We start from the raw sequence: 16,184 nt of genomic DNA on the forward strand, positions 1-16,184 counted from the left end.
GCCTGTCGTCCGGGGCCGGGTGTGGTTATAATCGACCACTTTATGAGCAAGAAGCGCGTTATGCAGCTGGTTCGAGGTCTCCACAACCTGCGCCCCGAGCATCGGGGCTGCGTCGCCACTATTGGCAACTTTGACGGTGTTCACCGTGGCCACCAGGCTATCCTGGGCCGGCTGCGTGAACGCGCTGTCGAGTTGGGCGTGCCCAGCTGCGTGGTGATTTTTGAGCCGCAGCCACGGGAATTCTTTACCCCGGAAACGGCACCGGCACGCCTGGCGCGTTTGCGCGACAAGCTGCAGCTGCTGGCCGAAGAGGGCGTGGACCGCGTCCTTTGTCTGGCCTTCAACCAGCGTCTGCAAAGCCTCAGCGCCGCCGAGTTCGTCGACCGTATCCTGGTGGATGGCCTGGGCGTACAGCATCTGGAGGTCGGCGATGACTTCCGTTTCGGTTGCGACCGCGTCGGGGATTTCGACTTCCTGCAGCACGCCGGTGTGAATCAAGGTTTTACCGTCGAAGCCGCGCAAACCGTCGAACTGGACGGCCTGCGCGTGAGCAGTACCCAGGTGCGTAATGCGCTGGCCGCTGCCGACTTCGCCTTGGCCGAGCGTTTGCTCGGCCGCCCGTTCCGCATTGCCGGGCGGGTATTGCACGGTCAGAAGCTGGCGCGCCAACTCGGTACGCCAACCGCCAACGTGCAACTCAAGCGCCGTCGTGTGCCACTGACCGGGGTTTACCTGGTGAGCGTCGACATCGACGGCCAATCGTGGCCGGGAGTCGCCAACATAGGCGTCAGGCCCACGGTTGCAGGTGATGGCAAGGCCCACCTGGAAGTTCACCTTTTGGATTTTGCCGGTGATTTGTATGACCGGCGTTTGACGGTGGTTTTCCACCAGAAGCTGCGTGAAGAGCAGCGTTTCGCCTCGCTTGAGGCGTTGAAAACGGCGATCAATGCGGATGTCGCCGCCGCCCGTGCACTAGCCGCACCTAGCGCCCATCGCTAACCGAAGAGCCTTAAATGACCGACTATAAAGCCACGCTAAACCTTCCGGACACCGCCTTCCCAATGAAGGCCGGCCTGCCACAGCGCGAACCGCAGATCCTGCAGCGCTGGGACAGTATTGGCCTGTACGGAAAGTTGCGCGAAATTGGCAAGGATCGTCCGAAATTCGTCCTGCACGACGGCCCTCCTTATGCCAACGGCACGATTCATATCGGTCATGCGCTGAACAAAATTCTCAAGGACATGATCCTGCGCTCCAAAACCCTGTCGGGTTTCGACGCACCTTATGTTCCGGGCTGGGACTGCCACGGCCTGCCGATCGAGCACAAAGTCGAAGTGACCTACGGCAAGAACCTGGGCGCGGATAAAACCCGCGAACTGTGCCGTGCCTACGCCACCGAGCAGATCGAAGGGCAGAAGTCCGAATTCATCCGCCTGGGCGTATTGGGCGAGTGGGACAACCCCTACAAAACCATGAACTTCAAGAACGAGGCCGGGGAAATCCGCGCCTTGGCCGAAATCGTCAAGGGCGGTTTCGTGTTCAAGGGCCTTAAGCCCGTGAACTGGTGCTTCGACTGCGGTTCGGCCCTGGCCGAAGCGGAAGTCGAGTACGAAGAGAAGAAGTCGTCGACCATCGACGTGGCCTTCCCGATTGCCGACGACGCCAAGCTGGCCGAGGCCTTTGGCCTGGCGAGTCTGAGCAAGCCGGCTGCCATCGTAATCTGGACCACCACCCCGTGGACCATCCCGGCCAACCAGGCGCTCAACGTGCACCCGGAATTCACCTACGCCCTGGTGGACGTCGGTGATCGCCTGCTGGTGCTCGCTGAAGAAATGGTCGAAGCCTGCCTGGCGCGTTACGAGCTGCAAGGTGCGGTGATCGCCACCACCACTGGCACATCGCTGGAATTGATCAACTTCCGTCACCCGTTCTACGACCGCCTGTCGCCGGTGTACCTGGCTGACTACGTTGAGCTGGGTTCGGGTACGGGCGTGGTTCACTGCTCGCCCGCTTATGGCGTGGACGACTTCGTTATCTGCAAGAAGTACGGCATGGTCAACGATGACATCATCAACCCGGTGCAGAGCAATGGCGTGTACGCGTCGTCGCTGGAGTTCTTCGGCGGCCAGTTCATCTTCAAGGCCGACCAGCCGATCATCGACAAGCTGCGTGAAGTCGGTGCGCTGATGCAAACCGAGACCATCAAGCACAGCTACATGCATTGCTGGCGTCACAAGAGCCCGCTGATCTACCGCGCCACCGCGCAGTGGTTCATCGGCATGGACAAAGAGCCGGTCAGCGGCGACACCCTGCGTGTGCGCTCGCTCAAAGCCATCGAAGACACCAAGTTCGTCCCGGCCTGGGGCCAGGCGCGCCTGCACTCGATGATCGCCAACCGCCCGGACTGGTGCATCTCCCGCCAGCGTAACTGGGGCGTGCCGATTCCGTTCTTCCTCAACAAGGAAAGCGGCGAGCTGCACCCACGTACCGTCGAACTGATGGAAGAAGTCGCCCTGCGTGTTGAGCAGGAAGGCATCGAGGCCTGGTTCAAGCTGGACGCCGCCGAGCTGCTGGGCGATGAAGCGCCACAGTACGACAAGATCAGCGACACCCTCGACGTGTGGTTTGACTCCGGCACCACCCACTGGCACGTACTGCGCGGCTCGCACCCGATGGGCCACGAGACCGGCCCGCGTGCCGACCTGTACCTGGAAGGTTCGGACCAACACCGCGGCTGGTTTCACTCCTCCTTGTTGACCGGCTGCGCCATCGACAACCACGCGCCATACCGCGAACTGTTGACCCACGGCTTCACCGTCGACGAGACGGGCCGCAAGATGTCCAAGTCGCTGAAAAACGTGATCGAGCCGAAAAAGATCAATGAAACCTTGGGCGCCGACATCATGCGTCTGTGGGTAGCGTCGACCGATTATTCGGGCGAAATCGCCGTGTCGGATCAGATCCTGGCCCGTAGCGCCGATGCCTACCGCCGTATCCGTAATACCGCACGCTTCCTGCTGTCGAACCTGACCGGTTTCAACCCGGCTACCGACATCCTGCCGGCCGAGGACATGCTCGCCCTGGACCGTTGGGCCGTGGACCGTACCCTGTTGCTGCAGCGTGAGCTGCAGGAAAACTACGGCGAATACCGCTTCTGGAACGTGTACTCCAAGATCCACAACTTCTGCGTGCAGGAGCTGGGTGGTTTCTACCTCGACATCATCAAGGACCGCCAGTACACCACCGGCGCCAACAGCAAGGCACGCCGTTCGGCGCAGACCGCGCTGTACCACATCTCTGAAGCGCTGGTGCGCTGGATCGCGCCGATCCTGGCCTTCACCGCCGACGAGCTGTGGGAATACCTGCCGGGTGAGCGTAACGAATCGGTAATGCTCAACACCTGGTACGAAGGCTTGACCGAACTGCCGGCCGACTTCGAACTCGGCCGCGAGTACTGGGAAGGCGTGATGGCCGTCAAAGTGGCAGTGAACAAGGAGCTGGAAGTTCAGCGTGCGGCCAAGGCCGTCGGTGGCAACCTGCAAGCCGAAGTCACCCTGTTTGCCGAGGAAGGCCTGAGCGCCGACCTGGCCAAGCTGAGCAACGAACTGCGCTTTGTGCTGATCACCTCGACTGCCAGCCTGGCACCGTTTGCTCAGGCACCTGCAGACGCTGTGGCCACCGAAGTACCGGGCCTCAAGCTCAAAGTGGTCAAGTCGGCCTTCCCTAAGTGCGCCCGTTGCTGGCACTGCCGTGAAGACGTTGGCGTGAACCCTGAGCATCCGGAAATCTGCGGTCGTTGCGTCGACAACATCAGCGGTGCTGGCGAGGTTCGCCACTATGCCTAACACCAGCCGTTTCGGACGTCTGGGCTGGCTCGTACTGAGCGTGCTGGTGCTGGTCATTGACCAGCTCAGCAAGGCTCACTTCGAAGGCGCCTTGCAGATGTACCAGCAAATCGTGGTCATCCCTGACTACTTCAGCTGGACCCTGGCCTACAACACCGGCGCTGCCTTCAGCTTCCTCGCTGACAGCTCCGGCTGGCAGCGCTGGCTGTTCGCGTTGATCGCAGTAGTGGTCAGTGCAGTCTTGGTGGTCTGGCTTAAGCGCCTGGGTCGCGATGACACCTGGCTCGCCATCGCCCTGGCCCTGGTGCTGGGCGGCGCGCTGGGCAACCTGTACGACCGCATTGCCCTGGGCCATGTGATCGACTTTATCCTGGTGCATTGGCAGAACCGCTGGTATTTCCCGGCGTTCAACTTTGCCGACAGCGCCATCACCGTCGGTGCGATCATGCTGGCGTTGGACATGTTCAAAAGCAAGAAAACCGGAGAGACCGTCAATGACTGATCAGGTATTGGCTGAGCAACGCATCGGCCAGAACACGGAAGTCACTTTGCACTTTGCACTGCGCCTGGAGAATGGCGACACGGTCGACAGCACGTTCGACAAAGCCCCGGCGACCTTCAAGGTCGGCGACGGCAACCTGCTGCCGGGCTTTGAAGCGGCGCTGTTCGGTTTCAAGGCCGGCGACAAGCGTACCCTGCAGATCCTGCCGGAAAACGCCTTTGGCCAGCCCAACCCGCAAAACGTGCAGATCATCCCGCGTTCGCAGTTCCAGGACATGGACCTGTCGGAAGGCCTGTTGGTGATCTTCAATGATGCGGCCAATACCGAGCTGCCTGGAGTGGTGAAAACCTTCGATGACGCGCAAGTGACCATCGACTTTAACCACCCGTTGGCCGGTAAAACCTTGACGTTTGACGTTGAAATCATCGACGTTAAAGCGCTCTGATCAACGACGCTGGCTCCTCGGGGGCTGGCTTATGTGGGAGCTGGCTTGCCTGCGATAGCATCACCTCGGTGTACGTGATACACCCGGTCGTCTGCATCGCGGGCAAGCCCGGCTGCCACAGGGGCTCACTCTCGTAGAGTTGAGTTGATCCTATTTCTTGCCCTGCAAGACACGAGGCACAGCATGCAAATCAAACTCGCCAACCCCCGTGGCTTTTGCGCCGGTGTGGACCGCGCGATCGAAATCGTCAATCGCGCTCTGGAAGTCTTCGGGCCGCCGATTTACGTGCGTCATGAAGTCGTCCACAACAAATTTGTGGTTGAAGACCTGCGCGCACGCGGTGCCATCTTTGTCGAAGAGCTCGAGCAGGTGCCGGACGACGTTATCGTCATCTTCAGCGCGCACGGTGTTTCCCAGGCCGTGCGTACTGAGGCTGCCGGCCGCGGCCTTAAGGTATTCGACGCCACCTGCCCCCTGGTGACCAAGGTGCACATCGAAGTCGCGCGCTACAGCCGTGACGGCCGTGAATGCATCCTGATCGGCCATGCCGGCCACCCGGAAGTCGAAGGCACCATGGGCCAGTACGACGCCAGCAATGGCGGCGCCATTTACCTGGTCGAAGACGAAAAGGACGTTGCCAACTTGCAGGTGCAAAACCCTGAACGGCTGGCCTTTGTCACGCAGACCACCTTGTCGATGGACGATACCAGCCGTGTAATCGATGCCTTGCGCACGCGATTCCCGGCCATCGGTGGTCCGCGCAAAGACGATATCTGCTATGCCACACAAAACCGTCAAGATGCGGTCAAGCAACTGGCCGATGAGTGCGACGTCGTGCTGGTGGTCGGCAGCCCCAACAGTTCCAACTCCAACCGCTTGCGCGAACTGGCCGAGCGCATGGCCACGCCGGCCTACCTGATCGACGGCGCTGAAGACATGCAGCGCAGCTGGTTCGACGGTGTCGAGCGTATCGGCATTACCGCGGGCGCGTCGGCTCCGGAAGTACTGGTGCGCGGTGTGATCCAGCAATTGCAGGCATGGGGTGCCACCGGTGCCGATGAATTGGCTGGTCGTGAAGAGAACATCACGTTCTCCATGCCCAAGGAGCTGCGGGTTCGCTCGCTGCTGTGAGTGCCAAGGTGCCGGAGTCTTTCCGGCATAACGCCTGCTCAGTGGTGTCACTGCGCAGGCTGATGCGCCCGCTGGGGGCAAGGACCACCTGAAACAGGCTTTGCGCCTGATCCGCGTCGCACACGTGCACCGTGCCTGCACGGAACCCTCCTGCTGAAAAAATCGGCTCGCCCAATCCGCTGAAGCGGACCTCGCTTTTCACGGGCCCATTGCCAACAATCGCTACGTGCCCGCTGTCCTGTCGTTCCAGCAGCACCGGATTGTTCTCGTCCAGGTGGCCGCGTCCGCTTGCGTCCAGTATTACTCGCCATCCCTGGCTCCAGTTTTCATCCCGCGCGTGAATGATCACCGCACGATTGCGTGTAATGGCCTCGGTGCGCGCATAACGCATGCCGCTGGCCAAGGCCTGCGCAGCTGTTTGTCGTTGCTGCGACTCAAGCAAGCCTTTGAAACCGGGTACTGCGAGATTTGCCAGGATACCGCTCAGCAACAGGCTCAGCAGAAGCTCGACCAGGGTGAATCCGCGTTGCGTCATGTGTTGTCCCTCCATGGACGGGTTCACTGTTTCAGGTGACAGGCATAGGTATAGCCGCCCGTTCCTGGCGTGGAGTGGTGGCCTTTATGTCCAAAGTATTTCCCTTTGTTCCGGCGGCAGCGCCAGCCGAAAACCGACGCTAGTCTTGGGCCGCACAGCAGGTTTTTCCTGCTTTTCTCCGGCCTTCGACAGGGATGACGACGGTGATGCTTGTTTGTCCGCACATTAAATTTGCCTGCGTCTTACCTCGCCACCAATCCGGTATGACGCTGATCGAGGTGCTGGTGGCCGTGCTGATTCTTGCGGTCGGGTTGCTGGGCGCGGCGGTCATCCAGCTCAACGCACTTAAATACACCGACAGCTCAAGGATGATCAGCCAGGCCAGTTTCATTGCCTACGACATGCTGGACCGGGTTCGCGCCAACTCGGGCGCCGACTATTCATGGAGCCGAACCGAAGGCGCACCGCTCGGTACGGCCAGCGCCAGCGTGCGTGACCTGGACCTGCATGACTTCGAAGCGAATATCGTCGGGTTTGCCGGAGCGAGTGCAAAAGGCTCCGTCGTGGTCAGTGGCAGCGAGGTGACCGTCAGTATCAGTTGGGACGACGCCAGGGGCGCGAACCGCAGCGGCGCTCGGGAAACCTTTACCCTTACCAGTCGCATTGCCGGCGAGTCTGGGGTCGCGCAATGAATCGCTTTGCACGAGGATTCAGCCTGGTGGAGTTGTTGCTGGCGCTGTCCGTCGGGTTGGTGCTGATACTCGGGGTCAGCCAAGTCGTCATCAGTGTTCGAACCACCCACGCCAGCCAGCAGGCAGCCATGTTGCTGCAGGATGATGCGCGGTTTGTGCTGGGCAAGATGACTCAGGATATTCGCCAGGCGGGTGTGTTTGGCTGCCTGGCGACGGCCGCTATCGATAATGCGCCGGCGGCCTTTGATCGACCGATCGGCTGGAGCACCTCGGGCAGCGCGAAGTCACTGACGTTAGTCACCGCGGATGCAAGTGGAGAGGGTGGCAGGCCAGACTGGACGGTACTTTCCGACTGCATGACCACGGCCCAGGCTTATGCGGGCAACTCGCCGACGCCCGCGCCAGGCCAGACCCGGTTTGCGATACGCCAGCTCACCTACACCTTTGAAGCGGGCCAACTGAAGGTCAGTACACCGGCTGCGCCGGCCAAGGCGGTTCTGGTGGATAACGTAGAGGCGTTCGACCTCAGTTTCGGTGTGGCAGCCAAGCCCGGCTCGGCTCGCGTTGTGCGCTATGACCCCACCCCGGCCGACGAATCGCTGATACGCAGCGTGCGTATCCGGATGACGCTGAGAGACCCGTCGGGGCGCGTTCAGGATCAGGCCTACAGCGTCGTGGCAGCGCTGCGCAACAGGTTGGAGTAGAGCGATCATGCGCAGTTGTCACGGCTTCCATCCACGGCAGACGGGCATGGTCCTCTTGATCAGTCTGGTGTTTTTGCTGGTGTTGTCACTGATTGGCTTGGCCTCGATGCAAGGGGCTGTGTCCCAGCAAAGGATTGCCGCCGGCGTCTGGCATCGCAATCAATCCTTTCAAAGTGCCGAAAGCGGTCTGAGGTTGGGGGAATCCATGGTCCGGCGTGCGGGTTCGGCGTTGCCGTTATGTCAGTCGATCAGCGCCTGCGCACCGCCACAGGCGTCTTTTGCTGTGGTTGGCGCCGGGCAGCGTTCTGTTTCAGCGGTCACTTGGGTTGCCTTGAAGGGCGGCGTGTATGGCATTCAAGCGTTGGGGCAGGGCACAGGGCTGGCGGGTTTACCTCCGTACACATCTGCCAGGTTATACCGGGTGACGGCGGTGGGCGTCAGTGGCCAATCGCGCACCGTTCTGGAGACGGTATATGCGCAGGTCAACGAAGAAGCAGGGTCGAGATTTCGTCGGATTTTATGGCGGCAACTTCAATAAGGAGCGTATCAATGGGCAAGGATTGCCACGGTTTTACCCTGATCGAGTTGTTGATCGCTGTAGCGATCATCGCATCTCTGGCCGGGATCGCTTATCCGGCGTATACCGGCCATGTAAAAAAAGCCTATCGCGCAGAAATCGTTGCGTTGTTATCCGAGCAAGTCCATTACCTGGAACGCTTTTACACGCGCAACGGTACTTTTATTGATGCAAACGGCGTCAGTGCGGGCAATGATCGCTATAGAATCGGCGCTGCATTGAACCCTCAGGACTTCACCCTGGTGGCCACGCCTGCCGTTGGCTCAGTCATGGCAGGTGACCCTTGTGCTGAATTCAGCCTGACCAGCTCCGGCGTGCGCAGCAACCCGGGCGCGGCACCTGGAATGTCGCGCAAGGCATGCTGGGGGCAATGATGAGAGTGCTGGATGAGTGGGCGCCGGGTGCGCTTTTCCCTTTTTATCGGCTGGATCAAATGATGGCTAAGCAACAGCAAGTGGTGATTGTCGGTGGCGGAGTAATCGGGTTGTTGACGGCGTTCAACCTGGCCACCCAAGGGCAGTCCGTCATACTGCTGGAGCGCTCCGGGCTTGGCCAGGAGTCCTCCTGGGCGGGCGGCGGGATCGTGTCGCCGTTGTACCCGTGGCGCTATAGCCCTGCGGTCACTGCACTGGCGCATTGGTCCCAGGATTTTTATCCGCAATTGGCCGAACGTCTGTTTGCGGCCACGGGTGTTGATCCAGAGGTTCACACCACGGGCCTGTACTGGCTGGACCTGGAAGACGAGGCCCAGGCGTTGGCCTGGGCTGCCCGCGAGGGGCGGCCGCTGAGCAAAGTGGATGTGTCGGCTGCGCACGATGCGGTGCCGGTACTGGGCGGCGGGTATTCCCAGGCAATCTATATGGCGGACGTGGCCAATGTTCGCAACCCGCGCCTGGTCAAATCCCTCAAGGCGGCGCTGTTGGCGCTACCCGGTGTGACCCTTCATGAGCAGTGCGAAGTACAGGGTTTTGTACTTGAAGGCGAAGCCGTAGTGGGCGTGAATACCGCTGCGGGACCGATCCTTGGCGACCAGATAGTGTTGGCTGCGGGTGCCTGGAGCGGCGAGTTGCTCGGCAAATTGGGCTTGGCGCTGCCGGTAGAACCGGTCAAAGGCCAAATGATTTTGTACAAATGCGCCTCGAATTTCCTCTCGAGCATGGTTCTGGCCAAAGGGCGTTATGCGATCCCACGGCGTGATGGGCACATTCTGATCGGGAGCACGCTTGAACACGAAGGATTCGACAAGACCCCGACCGACTCGGCGCTGGAAAGCCTCAAGGCTTCGGCGGTGGAGTTGATTCCAGCCCTGGCGGACGCCGAGGTCGTGGGGCATTGGGCCGGTTTGCGGCCCGGCTCACCGGAAGGTATCCCTTATATCGGTGAAGTCCCTGGCTTCAAAGGGTTGTGGCTCAATTGCGGGCACTACCGCAATGGCTTGGTGCTTGCCCCGGCATCCTGCCAGTTGTTTGCCGACTTGTTGCTGGGGCGTACGCCGATCATTGACCCGGCCCCTTATGCGCCCGCAGGTCGAATCAACGCTGGATAGACTTCGGCCCTTGTTCCAGGTGTGGCTGACTGCAATACCACTCCTGGCGTGAACTCAGCGCGCGATCCTGCGGCAAGTGCACGCCGCAGTGGGCGCAGCGCACCATCAGGGCTGCGTCCGGCTCGCTGGCACGTTGCTGCCTGGCGGCCGGGCTTTTGAATTTGCGCCAGAACCATACCGCGGCAGCAATGACGGCAATCCAGAACAGTAGACGAAGCATGATGGGCAGTTTCTCGACAAGGAATGCGCCAGTTTAGCCAAGGTCGTGGCAGGCGCACAGCGCAATAACGCCGGGTAATAAAAAAGGAGCCTCGAAAGGCTCCTTCTTGATGACGCTGAGTGTAATCAGTCGAATACGCCGAACGTCATGTAGCTGAACCACGAACGATCTTCGTTGTTGCCAAGGGCCTGCGGCTCTTGCTCTTCGATCACATCGCCATTCTCGTCATGCGGCTTGAGCTCCGAAGGAATCGCTTCCTTGGCGTCCTGGAACTGCTTGATCACGTCCTGGTTGGCGCGGGTTTCGCCCGGCGGCAAGGGTGGACGGGAGCTGATCAGGCCCAGGGTGTACTTGCTCAGCCACGAGCGGTTGTCCGTTTCGGCAACCCGCGGCACAAACTGGCCGTCTTTCAAGCTTGGCGAGTCTGGGTAGTTGAGCTTCAGGGTTTCCAGGCTGGTGGCTGCCAATGCATCCAGGTGCAATGCCTGGTAAGCCTCGGTCATCACCGCCAGGCCATCACCCACGGAAGGGGTTTCCTGGAAGTTTTCTACTACATAGCGACCGCGGTTGGCGGCAGCCACGTATGCCTGACGGGTCAGGTAGTAGTCAGCCACGTGAATCTCGTAGGACGCCAGCAGGTTGCGCAGGTAGATCATGCGCTGCTTGGCATCCGGCGCGTAGCGGCTGTTTGGGTAGCGGCTGGTCAGCTGGGCAAACTCGTTGTACGAGTCGCGGGCAGCGCCGGGGTCACGCTTGGTCATGTCCAGCGGCAGGAAGCGCGCCAGCAGGCCCACGTCCTGGTCGAACGAGGTCAGGCCCTTCATGTAGTAGGCGTAGTCCACGTTCGGGTGCTGCGGGTGCAGGCGGATAAAACGCTCGGCGGCGGACTTGGCAGCTTCCGGCTCGGCGTTTTTGTAGTTGGCGTAGATCAGCTCGAGCTGTGCCTGGTCGGCGTAGCGCCCGAACGGATAGCGCGACTCCAGGGCCTTCAGCTTGGCTGTGGCACTGGTGTAGCTATTATTGTCCAAGTCTTTTTGAGCTAATTGATACAGCTCGACTTCGCTCAGGTTTTCGTCGACGACTTCCTTTGTTGACGAGCAAGCAGCAGTCATGGCGAGGATGGCGATCAGCAGCAGGTGTTTCACTTGCATGGCGGCTTGCGTCCCTATGACGGCCGCTGTCTTGGGCGGGGCCGTCCTGTTATGATGAGCGCCCCGTTGAAAGCCTCGGGGCAAAAGACGCCGTATTTAACCACAAGCGCGCAGCCGAAACCAAAGGCTGTGCCACGCCTAGTCTGAGCATGTCCGATAAAATTGAACTTCGCGCAGAGGTGCCGTCCGAATTGGGCGGCCAACGCCTCGATCAAGTCGCCGCACAATTATTCGCTGAGCACTCGCGCTCGCGCCTTTCCGCCTGGATCAAAGACGGCCGCCTGACTGTGGATGGAGCGGTTATCCGCCCGCGAGACATAGTCCATGGCGGTGCGATTCTTGAGCTGACTGCCGAGCAGGAAGCACAGGGAGAATGGGTCGCCCAAGACATCGAGCTGGACATCGTCTATGAAGACGACGACATCCTGGTCATCAATAAACCCGCAGGCCTGGTGGTTCACCCGGCCGCCGGGCACGCTGATGGCACCTTGCTCAATGCCTTGCTGCACCACGTGCCGGACATCATCAATGTCCCGCGCTGCGGCATCGTGCACCGCCTGGACAAGGACACCACCGGCTTGATGGTGGTGGCCAAGACCATCCAGGCCCAGACGCAGCTGGTCACACAGTTGCAGAGCCGTAGCGTCAGCCGCATCTACGAGTGCATTGTGATTGGCGTGGTGGTGGCGGGTGGCAAGATCAACGCCCCTATCGGTCGCCACGGCCAGCAGCGCCAGCGTATGGCGGTAATGGAAGGCGGCAAGCAGGCCGTCAGCCACTACCGTGTGCTGGAGCGTTTCCGGTCCCACACTCACGTGCGGGTCAAGCTGGAAACCGGTCGTACGCACCAGATTCGCGTACACATGGCGCACATTAACTTCCCGTTGGTCGGAGATCCGGCCTACGGCGGTCGCTTCCGTATTCCGCCGGCGGCGAGTCAGACCATGGTTGAATCGCTGAAATCCTTCCCGCGTCAGGCGCTGCATGCACGTTTCCTGGAGCTTGATCATCCGACGAGCGGTAAGCGGATGAGCTGGGAATCGCCTCTTCCAGACGATCTGGTCTGGTTGTTGTCGTTGCTCAAGCAGGATCGCGAGGCGTTTATCGGATGAATGACTGGCTGATTCCTGACTGGCCAGCGCCGGCTCAGGTTAAAGCCTGCGTCACCACCCGTGCGGGCGGCGTCAGTCTGGCGCCGTTCGACAGCCTCAACCTGGGCGACCATGTCGAGGACAACCTTGAAGCCGTCCTTGAGAATCGCCGTCGTCTGACCGACGCCTTTGATATTCAGCCTGTTTGGCTGCGCCAAGTCCACGGCGTGACCGTGGTCGAGGCTGACCCCTCGCGCATCGCCGAAGCCGATGGCAGTTGGACCAGCACGCCTGGTATCGCCTGCACATCCATGACTGCCGATTGTTTGCCCGCGTTGTTCTGCAACCGCGCCGGTACTCGCGTGGCGGCCGCCCATGCCGGTTGGCGTGGGCTGGCAGCGGGTGTGCTTGAAGCCGCTTTCGAAAGCCTGGGCTGCGAGCCAGCCGATGTGTTGGTCTGGCTGGGCCCTGCCATTGGCCCACAAGCCTTTGAAGTCGGCCCGGAAGTGCGCGAAACCTTCATGCAGCAACTGCCGATCACCGCTGAAGCCTTCGTGCCAAGCCACAACCCCGGCAAGTACATGGCTGACATTTACCAGTTGGCGCGTCTGCGGCTCGCCGCGCGTGGAATCACCGCTGTTTATGGTGGCGGTTATTGCACCGTGACTGACCCGCGCTTCTTTTCTTACCGTCGCAGCCCCCGCACGGGTCGATTTGCCTCCCTTATCTGGCTTGAGCGCTAGACTCTCTTGACTTGGATCAATGCTGATCCACATCAACGATAACCCGCTTGAATCTTGCAGAATCTACCCCATCTATAGGGGTATCTGGCAGGTTTCTTCATTCAGGATGCGTTACTCGCGAGCAAGCTCGCTCGCAAATAGCTCCGGCCTGCTCAAAAGGAAGGTGACTAATGCGTATTGATCGTTTAACCAGCAAATTGCAGTTAGCTCTATCAGACTCCCAATCCCTGGCGGTCGGCCTCGACCATCCGGCGATTGAGCCTGCGCACTTGATGCAGGCGCTTCTGGAACAGCAAGGTGGTTCTATCAAGCCCTTGCTGATGCAGGTGGGCTTTGACGTCAACAGCCTGCGCAAAGAGTTGAGCAAAGAGCTCGACCAACTGCCAAAAATCCAAAACCCTACCGGCGACGTGAACATGTCGCAGGACCTGGCGCGCCTGCTTAACCAGGCAGATCGCCTGGCTCAGCAAAAAGGTGATCAGTTCATCTCCAGCGAACTGGTACTGCTCGCGGCGATGGACGACAACAGCAAGCTTGGCAAGTTGTTGCTGGGCCAGGGCGTGAGCAAAAAGGCCCTGGAAAACGCCATCAACAACCTGCGTGGCGGCGAGGCGGTGAATGACCCCAACCACGAGGAGTCGCGCCAGGCCCTGGACAAATACACTGTCGACCTGACCAAGCGCGCCGAAGAAGGCAAGCTTGACCCGGTGATCGGCCGTGATGACGAAATTCGTCGCACCATCCAGGTGCTGCAGCGCCGCACCAAGAACAACCCGGTGCTGATTGGTGAGCCTGGCGTGGGTAAAACCGCGATTGCCGAAGGCCTGGCCCAGCGCATCATTAATGGTGAAGTGCCGGACGGTCTTAAAGGCAAACGTCTGCTGTCTTTGGACATGGGCTCGCTGATCGCCGGCGCCAAGTTCCGTGGCGAGTTCGAAGAGCGCCTGAAATCCCTGCTTAATGAACTGTCGAAGCAGGAAGGGCAGATCATTCTGTTCATCGACGAACTGCACACCATGGTCGGCGCCGGTAAAGGCGAGGGCTCGATGGATGCCGGCAACATGCTCAAGCCAGCCTTGGCGCGCGGTGAGCTGCATTGCGTTGGCGCTACCACGCTGAACGAGTACCGCCAGTACATCGAGAAAGACGCGGCCCTTGAGCGTCGTTTCCAGAAAGTGCTGGTGGAAGAACCCAGCGAAGAAGACACCATCGCGATCCTGCGTGGCCTGAAAGAACGCTATGAGGTCCACCACAAGGTGGCGATCACTGACGGGGCGATTATTGCGGCTGCCAAATTGAGCCATCGCTACATCACTGACCGCCAGTTGCCGGACAAGGCCATCGACCTGATCGACGAAGCGGCCAGCCGTATTCGCATGGAGATCGACTCCAAGCCTGAAGTGCTCGACCGTCTGGATCGGCGCCTGATTCAACTGAAGGTTGAATCCCAGGCCCTGAAGAAAGAAGAAGACGAGGCTGCGAAGAAACGCCTGGAAAAACTCCAGGAAGAAATCGTGCGTCTGGAGCGTGAATATTCAGACCTCGAGGAAATCTGGACCTCGGAAAAAGCCGAGGTGCAGGGTTCTGCGCAGATTCAGCAAAAGATCGAGCAGTCTCGGCAGGAACTGGAAGCCGCGCGCCGTAAAGGTGACCTGAATCGCATGGCCGAGTTGCAGTACGGGGTGATCCCGGACCTGGAGCGCAGCCTGCAAATGGTCGACCAGCACGGTAAGCCCGAGAACCAATTGTTGCGCAGCAAGGTGACCGAGGAGGAAATCGCCGAAGTCGTTTCGAAGTGGACCGGTATCCCGGTGTCGAAAATGCTTGAAGGCGAGCGCGACAAGCTGCTGAAGATGGAAAGCCTGTTGCACCAGCGCGTCATCGGCCAGGAAGAGGCCGTGGTGGCTGTGTCCAACGCGGTACGGCGTTCCCGGGCCGGCTTGTCCGACCCGAACCGTCCGAGTGGCTCGTTCATGTTCCTCGGCCCAACTGGCGTGGGTAAGACCGAGCTGTGCAAGGCTTTGGCCGAGTTCCTCTTTGATACCGAAGAGGCCATGGTGCGGATCGATATGTCCGAATTCATGGAGAAGCACTCGGTGGCTCGCTTGATCGGCGCCCCACCAGGCTATGTGGGCTACGAAGAGGGCGGTTACCTGACCGAAGCCGTGCGTCGCAAGCCTTACTCGGTGATCCTGCTGGACGAGGTCGAGAAGGCCCACCCGGATGTGTTTAACATCCTGCTGCAGGTGCTGGAAGACGGCCGTCTGACGGACAGCCACGGGCGTACCGTGGACTTCCGTAATACGGTGATCGTGATGACCTCCAACCTGGGCTCGGCGCAGATTCAGGAGTTGGTGGGTGATCGCGAAGGCCAGCGCGCCGCGGTGATGGATGCGCTGACCTCTCATTTCCGTCCGGAATTTATCAACCGGGTCGATGAAGTGGTGATCTTCGAGCCTCTGGCGCGGGATCAGATTGCGGGCATCACCGAGATCCAGTTGGGGCGCCTGCGTGGCCGCCTGGCCGAGCGCGAGCTCGACCTGGAGCTGAGCAGCGAGGCGTTGGACAAGCTGATCGCGGTGGGTTACGACCCGGTGTATGGCGCACGGCCACTGAAACGTGCGATCCAGCGCTGGATCGAGAACCCATTGGCGCAGTTGATCCTGTCGGGCAGCTTCATGCCGGGCACCAGTGTCACGGCGACTGTGGAAAACGACGAAATCGTCTTCCACTGAGCCCAGCCTGTATGGCTATAAGAGGAGGCCCCGCATTGCGGGGCCTTTTTTTTCGATAGGGCGTTGAACTGTAAGGCAAAGGCTTGTAAAGTGCGCCCCGCAGCAACGTCAGCCCACGGGTTTCTTCTCCCCAAGAAGAAATCAGAAAGAAGCGCAAATCATTGTCTTAAAAGCAATTTAAAGGGTTGACAGGGGTTTTTAAGATTGTAGAATAGCGCGCCTCAGAGACATGAACGTAGCGATACGGACAAGCCGAAGAGAACGTTT

The 16,184-nt window shown here is 60.1% G+C and carries 16 protein-coding genes; 13 read left to right on the plus strand and 3 right to left on the minus strand.

The window, feature by feature from the left end:
- Positions 1 to 60 precede the first annotated feature (60 nt).
- The 5 genes from ribF (at position 61) to ispH (ending at position 5,923) form a co-directional block, all read left to right on the plus strand.
- Entirely contained in the window at positions 61 to 999 is a 939-nt protein-coding gene (gene ribF, locus AC19YS_RS12230; RefSeq protein ID WP_064450635.1) for a bifunctional riboflavin kinase/FAD synthetase, read from the plus strand.
- A 14-nt stretch (positions 1,000 to 1,013) separates the two neighbouring features.
- Positions 1,014 to 3,845 carry an isoleucine--tRNA ligase gene (ileS, locus tag AC19YS_RS12235; RefSeq protein ID WP_200624343.1) on the plus strand — a complete coding sequence of 944 codons (2,832 nt, stop codon included), beginning with the start codon at positions 1,014 to 1,016 and terminating at the stop codon, positions 3,843 to 3,845.
- The gene (gene lspA / locus AC19YS_RS12240; protein WP_106578588.1) at positions 3,838 to 4,347 is read left to right on the plus strand and encodes a signal peptidase II; all 510 of its coding nucleotides are present in this window, start codon (positions 3,838 to 3,840) and stop codon (positions 4,345 to 4,347) included. Before ileS ends, lspA begins: the two co-directional genes overlap by 8 nt.
- Before the next feature lie 7 nt (positions 4,348 to 4,354).
- Positions 4,355 to 4,792: an FKBP-type peptidyl-prolyl cis-trans isomerase gene (fkpB, locus tag AC19YS_RS12245; protein WP_010213263.1), complete on the plus strand. Its 438-nt coding sequence runs from the start codon at positions 4,355 to 4,357 to the stop codon at positions 4,790 to 4,792.
- Positions 4,793 to 4,975: 183 nt separating this feature from the next.
- On the plus strand, positions 4,976 to 5,923 hold the full coding sequence (ispH, locus tag AC19YS_RS12250; protein ID WP_106578589.1) for a 4-hydroxy-3-methylbut-2-enyl diphosphate reductase: 948 nt from the start codon (positions 4,976 to 4,978) through the stop codon (positions 5,921 to 5,923).
- On the opposite strand, the gene AC19YS_RS12255 is transcribed toward ispH, so the two are convergent.
- Positions 5,877 to 6,458 (minus strand): GspH/FimT family pseudopilin, encoded by a 582-nt coding sequence (locus tag AC19YS_RS12255; RefSeq protein WP_179678213.1) that lies wholly within the window; start codon positions 6,456 to 6,458, stop codon positions 5,877 to 5,879. The genes ispH and AC19YS_RS12255 overlap by 47 nt on opposite strands.
- A gap of 206 nt (positions 6,459 to 6,664) precedes the next feature.
- On the opposite strand from AC19YS_RS12255, the gene pilV reads away from it, so the two are divergent.
- The 5 genes from pilV (at position 6,665) to thiO (ending at position 9,977) form a co-directional block, all read left to right on the plus strand.
- Entirely contained in the window at positions 6,665 to 7,150 is a 486-nt protein-coding gene (gene pilV, locus AC19YS_RS12260; protein WP_106578591.1) for a type IV pilus modification protein PilV, read from the plus strand.
- Positions 7,147 to 7,854 carry a PilW family protein gene (locus tag AC19YS_RS12265; RefSeq protein WP_119736514.1) on the plus strand — a complete coding sequence of 236 codons (708 nt, stop codon included), beginning with the start codon at positions 7,147 to 7,149 and terminating at the stop codon, positions 7,852 to 7,854. The genes pilV and AC19YS_RS12265 overlap by 4 nt, the downstream gene beginning before the upstream one ends.
- Before the next feature lie 46 nt (positions 7,855 to 7,900).
- Positions 7,901 to 8,392, plus strand: a complete 492-nt coding sequence (locus AC19YS_RS12270; RefSeq protein ID WP_179606293.1) for a pilus assembly PilX family protein — start codon at positions 7,901 to 7,903, stop codon at positions 8,390 to 8,392.
- Between the two features lie 11 nt (positions 8,393 to 8,403).
- Positions 8,404 to 8,805 carry a type IV pilin protein gene (locus AC19YS_RS12275; RefSeq protein WP_179606295.1) on the plus strand — a complete coding sequence of 134 codons (402 nt, stop codon included), beginning with the start codon at positions 8,404 to 8,406 and terminating at the stop codon, positions 8,803 to 8,805.
- A gap of 62 nt (positions 8,806 to 8,867) precedes the next feature.
- Positions 8,868 to 9,977, plus strand: coding sequence for a glycine oxidase ThiO (gene thiO / locus AC19YS_RS12280; RefSeq protein ID WP_200624344.1), 1,110 nt, complete (start codon positions 8,868 to 8,870; stop codon positions 9,975 to 9,977).
- Here the strand turns inward: thiO and AC19YS_RS12285 are convergent.
- Both AC19YS_RS12285 and AC19YS_RS12290 read right to left on the minus strand, forming a co-directional pair.
- Positions 9,964 to 10,197, minus strand: coding sequence for a PP0621 family protein (locus AC19YS_RS12285; protein ID WP_119736520.1), 234 nt, complete (start codon positions 10,195 to 10,197; stop codon positions 9,964 to 9,966). The genes thiO and AC19YS_RS12285 overlap by 14 nt on opposite strands.
- Positions 10,198 to 10,322: 125 nt before the next feature.
- Positions 10,323 to 11,348, minus strand: a complete 1,026-nt coding sequence (locus AC19YS_RS12290; RefSeq protein ID WP_106578596.1) for an outer membrane protein assembly factor BamD — start codon at positions 11,346 to 11,348, stop codon at positions 10,323 to 10,325.
- A gap of 149 nt (positions 11,349 to 11,497) precedes the next feature.
- Between AC19YS_RS12290 and rluD the strand changes: the two genes are divergently transcribed.
- The 3 genes from rluD to clpB all read left to right on the plus strand — a co-directional run bounded on the left by rluD (position 11,498) and on the right by clpB (position 15,917).
- The gene (rluD, locus tag AC19YS_RS12295) at positions 11,498 to 12,460 is read left to right on the plus strand and encodes a 23S rRNA pseudouridine(1911/1915/1917) synthase RluD (protein WP_005784662.1); all 963 of its coding nucleotides are present in this window, start codon (positions 11,498 to 11,500) and stop codon (positions 12,458 to 12,460) included.
- Positions 12,457 to 13,182, plus strand: coding sequence for a peptidoglycan editing factor PgeF (pgeF, locus tag AC19YS_RS12300; RefSeq protein ID WP_200624345.1), 726 nt, complete (start codon positions 12,457 to 12,459; stop codon positions 13,180 to 13,182). The genes rluD and pgeF overlap by 4 nt, the downstream gene beginning before the upstream one ends.
- A gap of 170 nt (positions 13,183 to 13,352) precedes the next feature.
- Positions 13,353 to 15,917, plus strand: a complete 2,565-nt coding sequence (clpB, locus tag AC19YS_RS12305; RefSeq protein WP_119736524.1) for an ATP-dependent chaperone ClpB — start codon at positions 13,353 to 13,355, stop codon at positions 15,915 to 15,917.
- Positions 15,918 to 16,184 lie beyond the last annotated feature (267 nt).

It is taken from the genome of Pseudomonas sp. MF08831 (assembly GCF_059862645.1).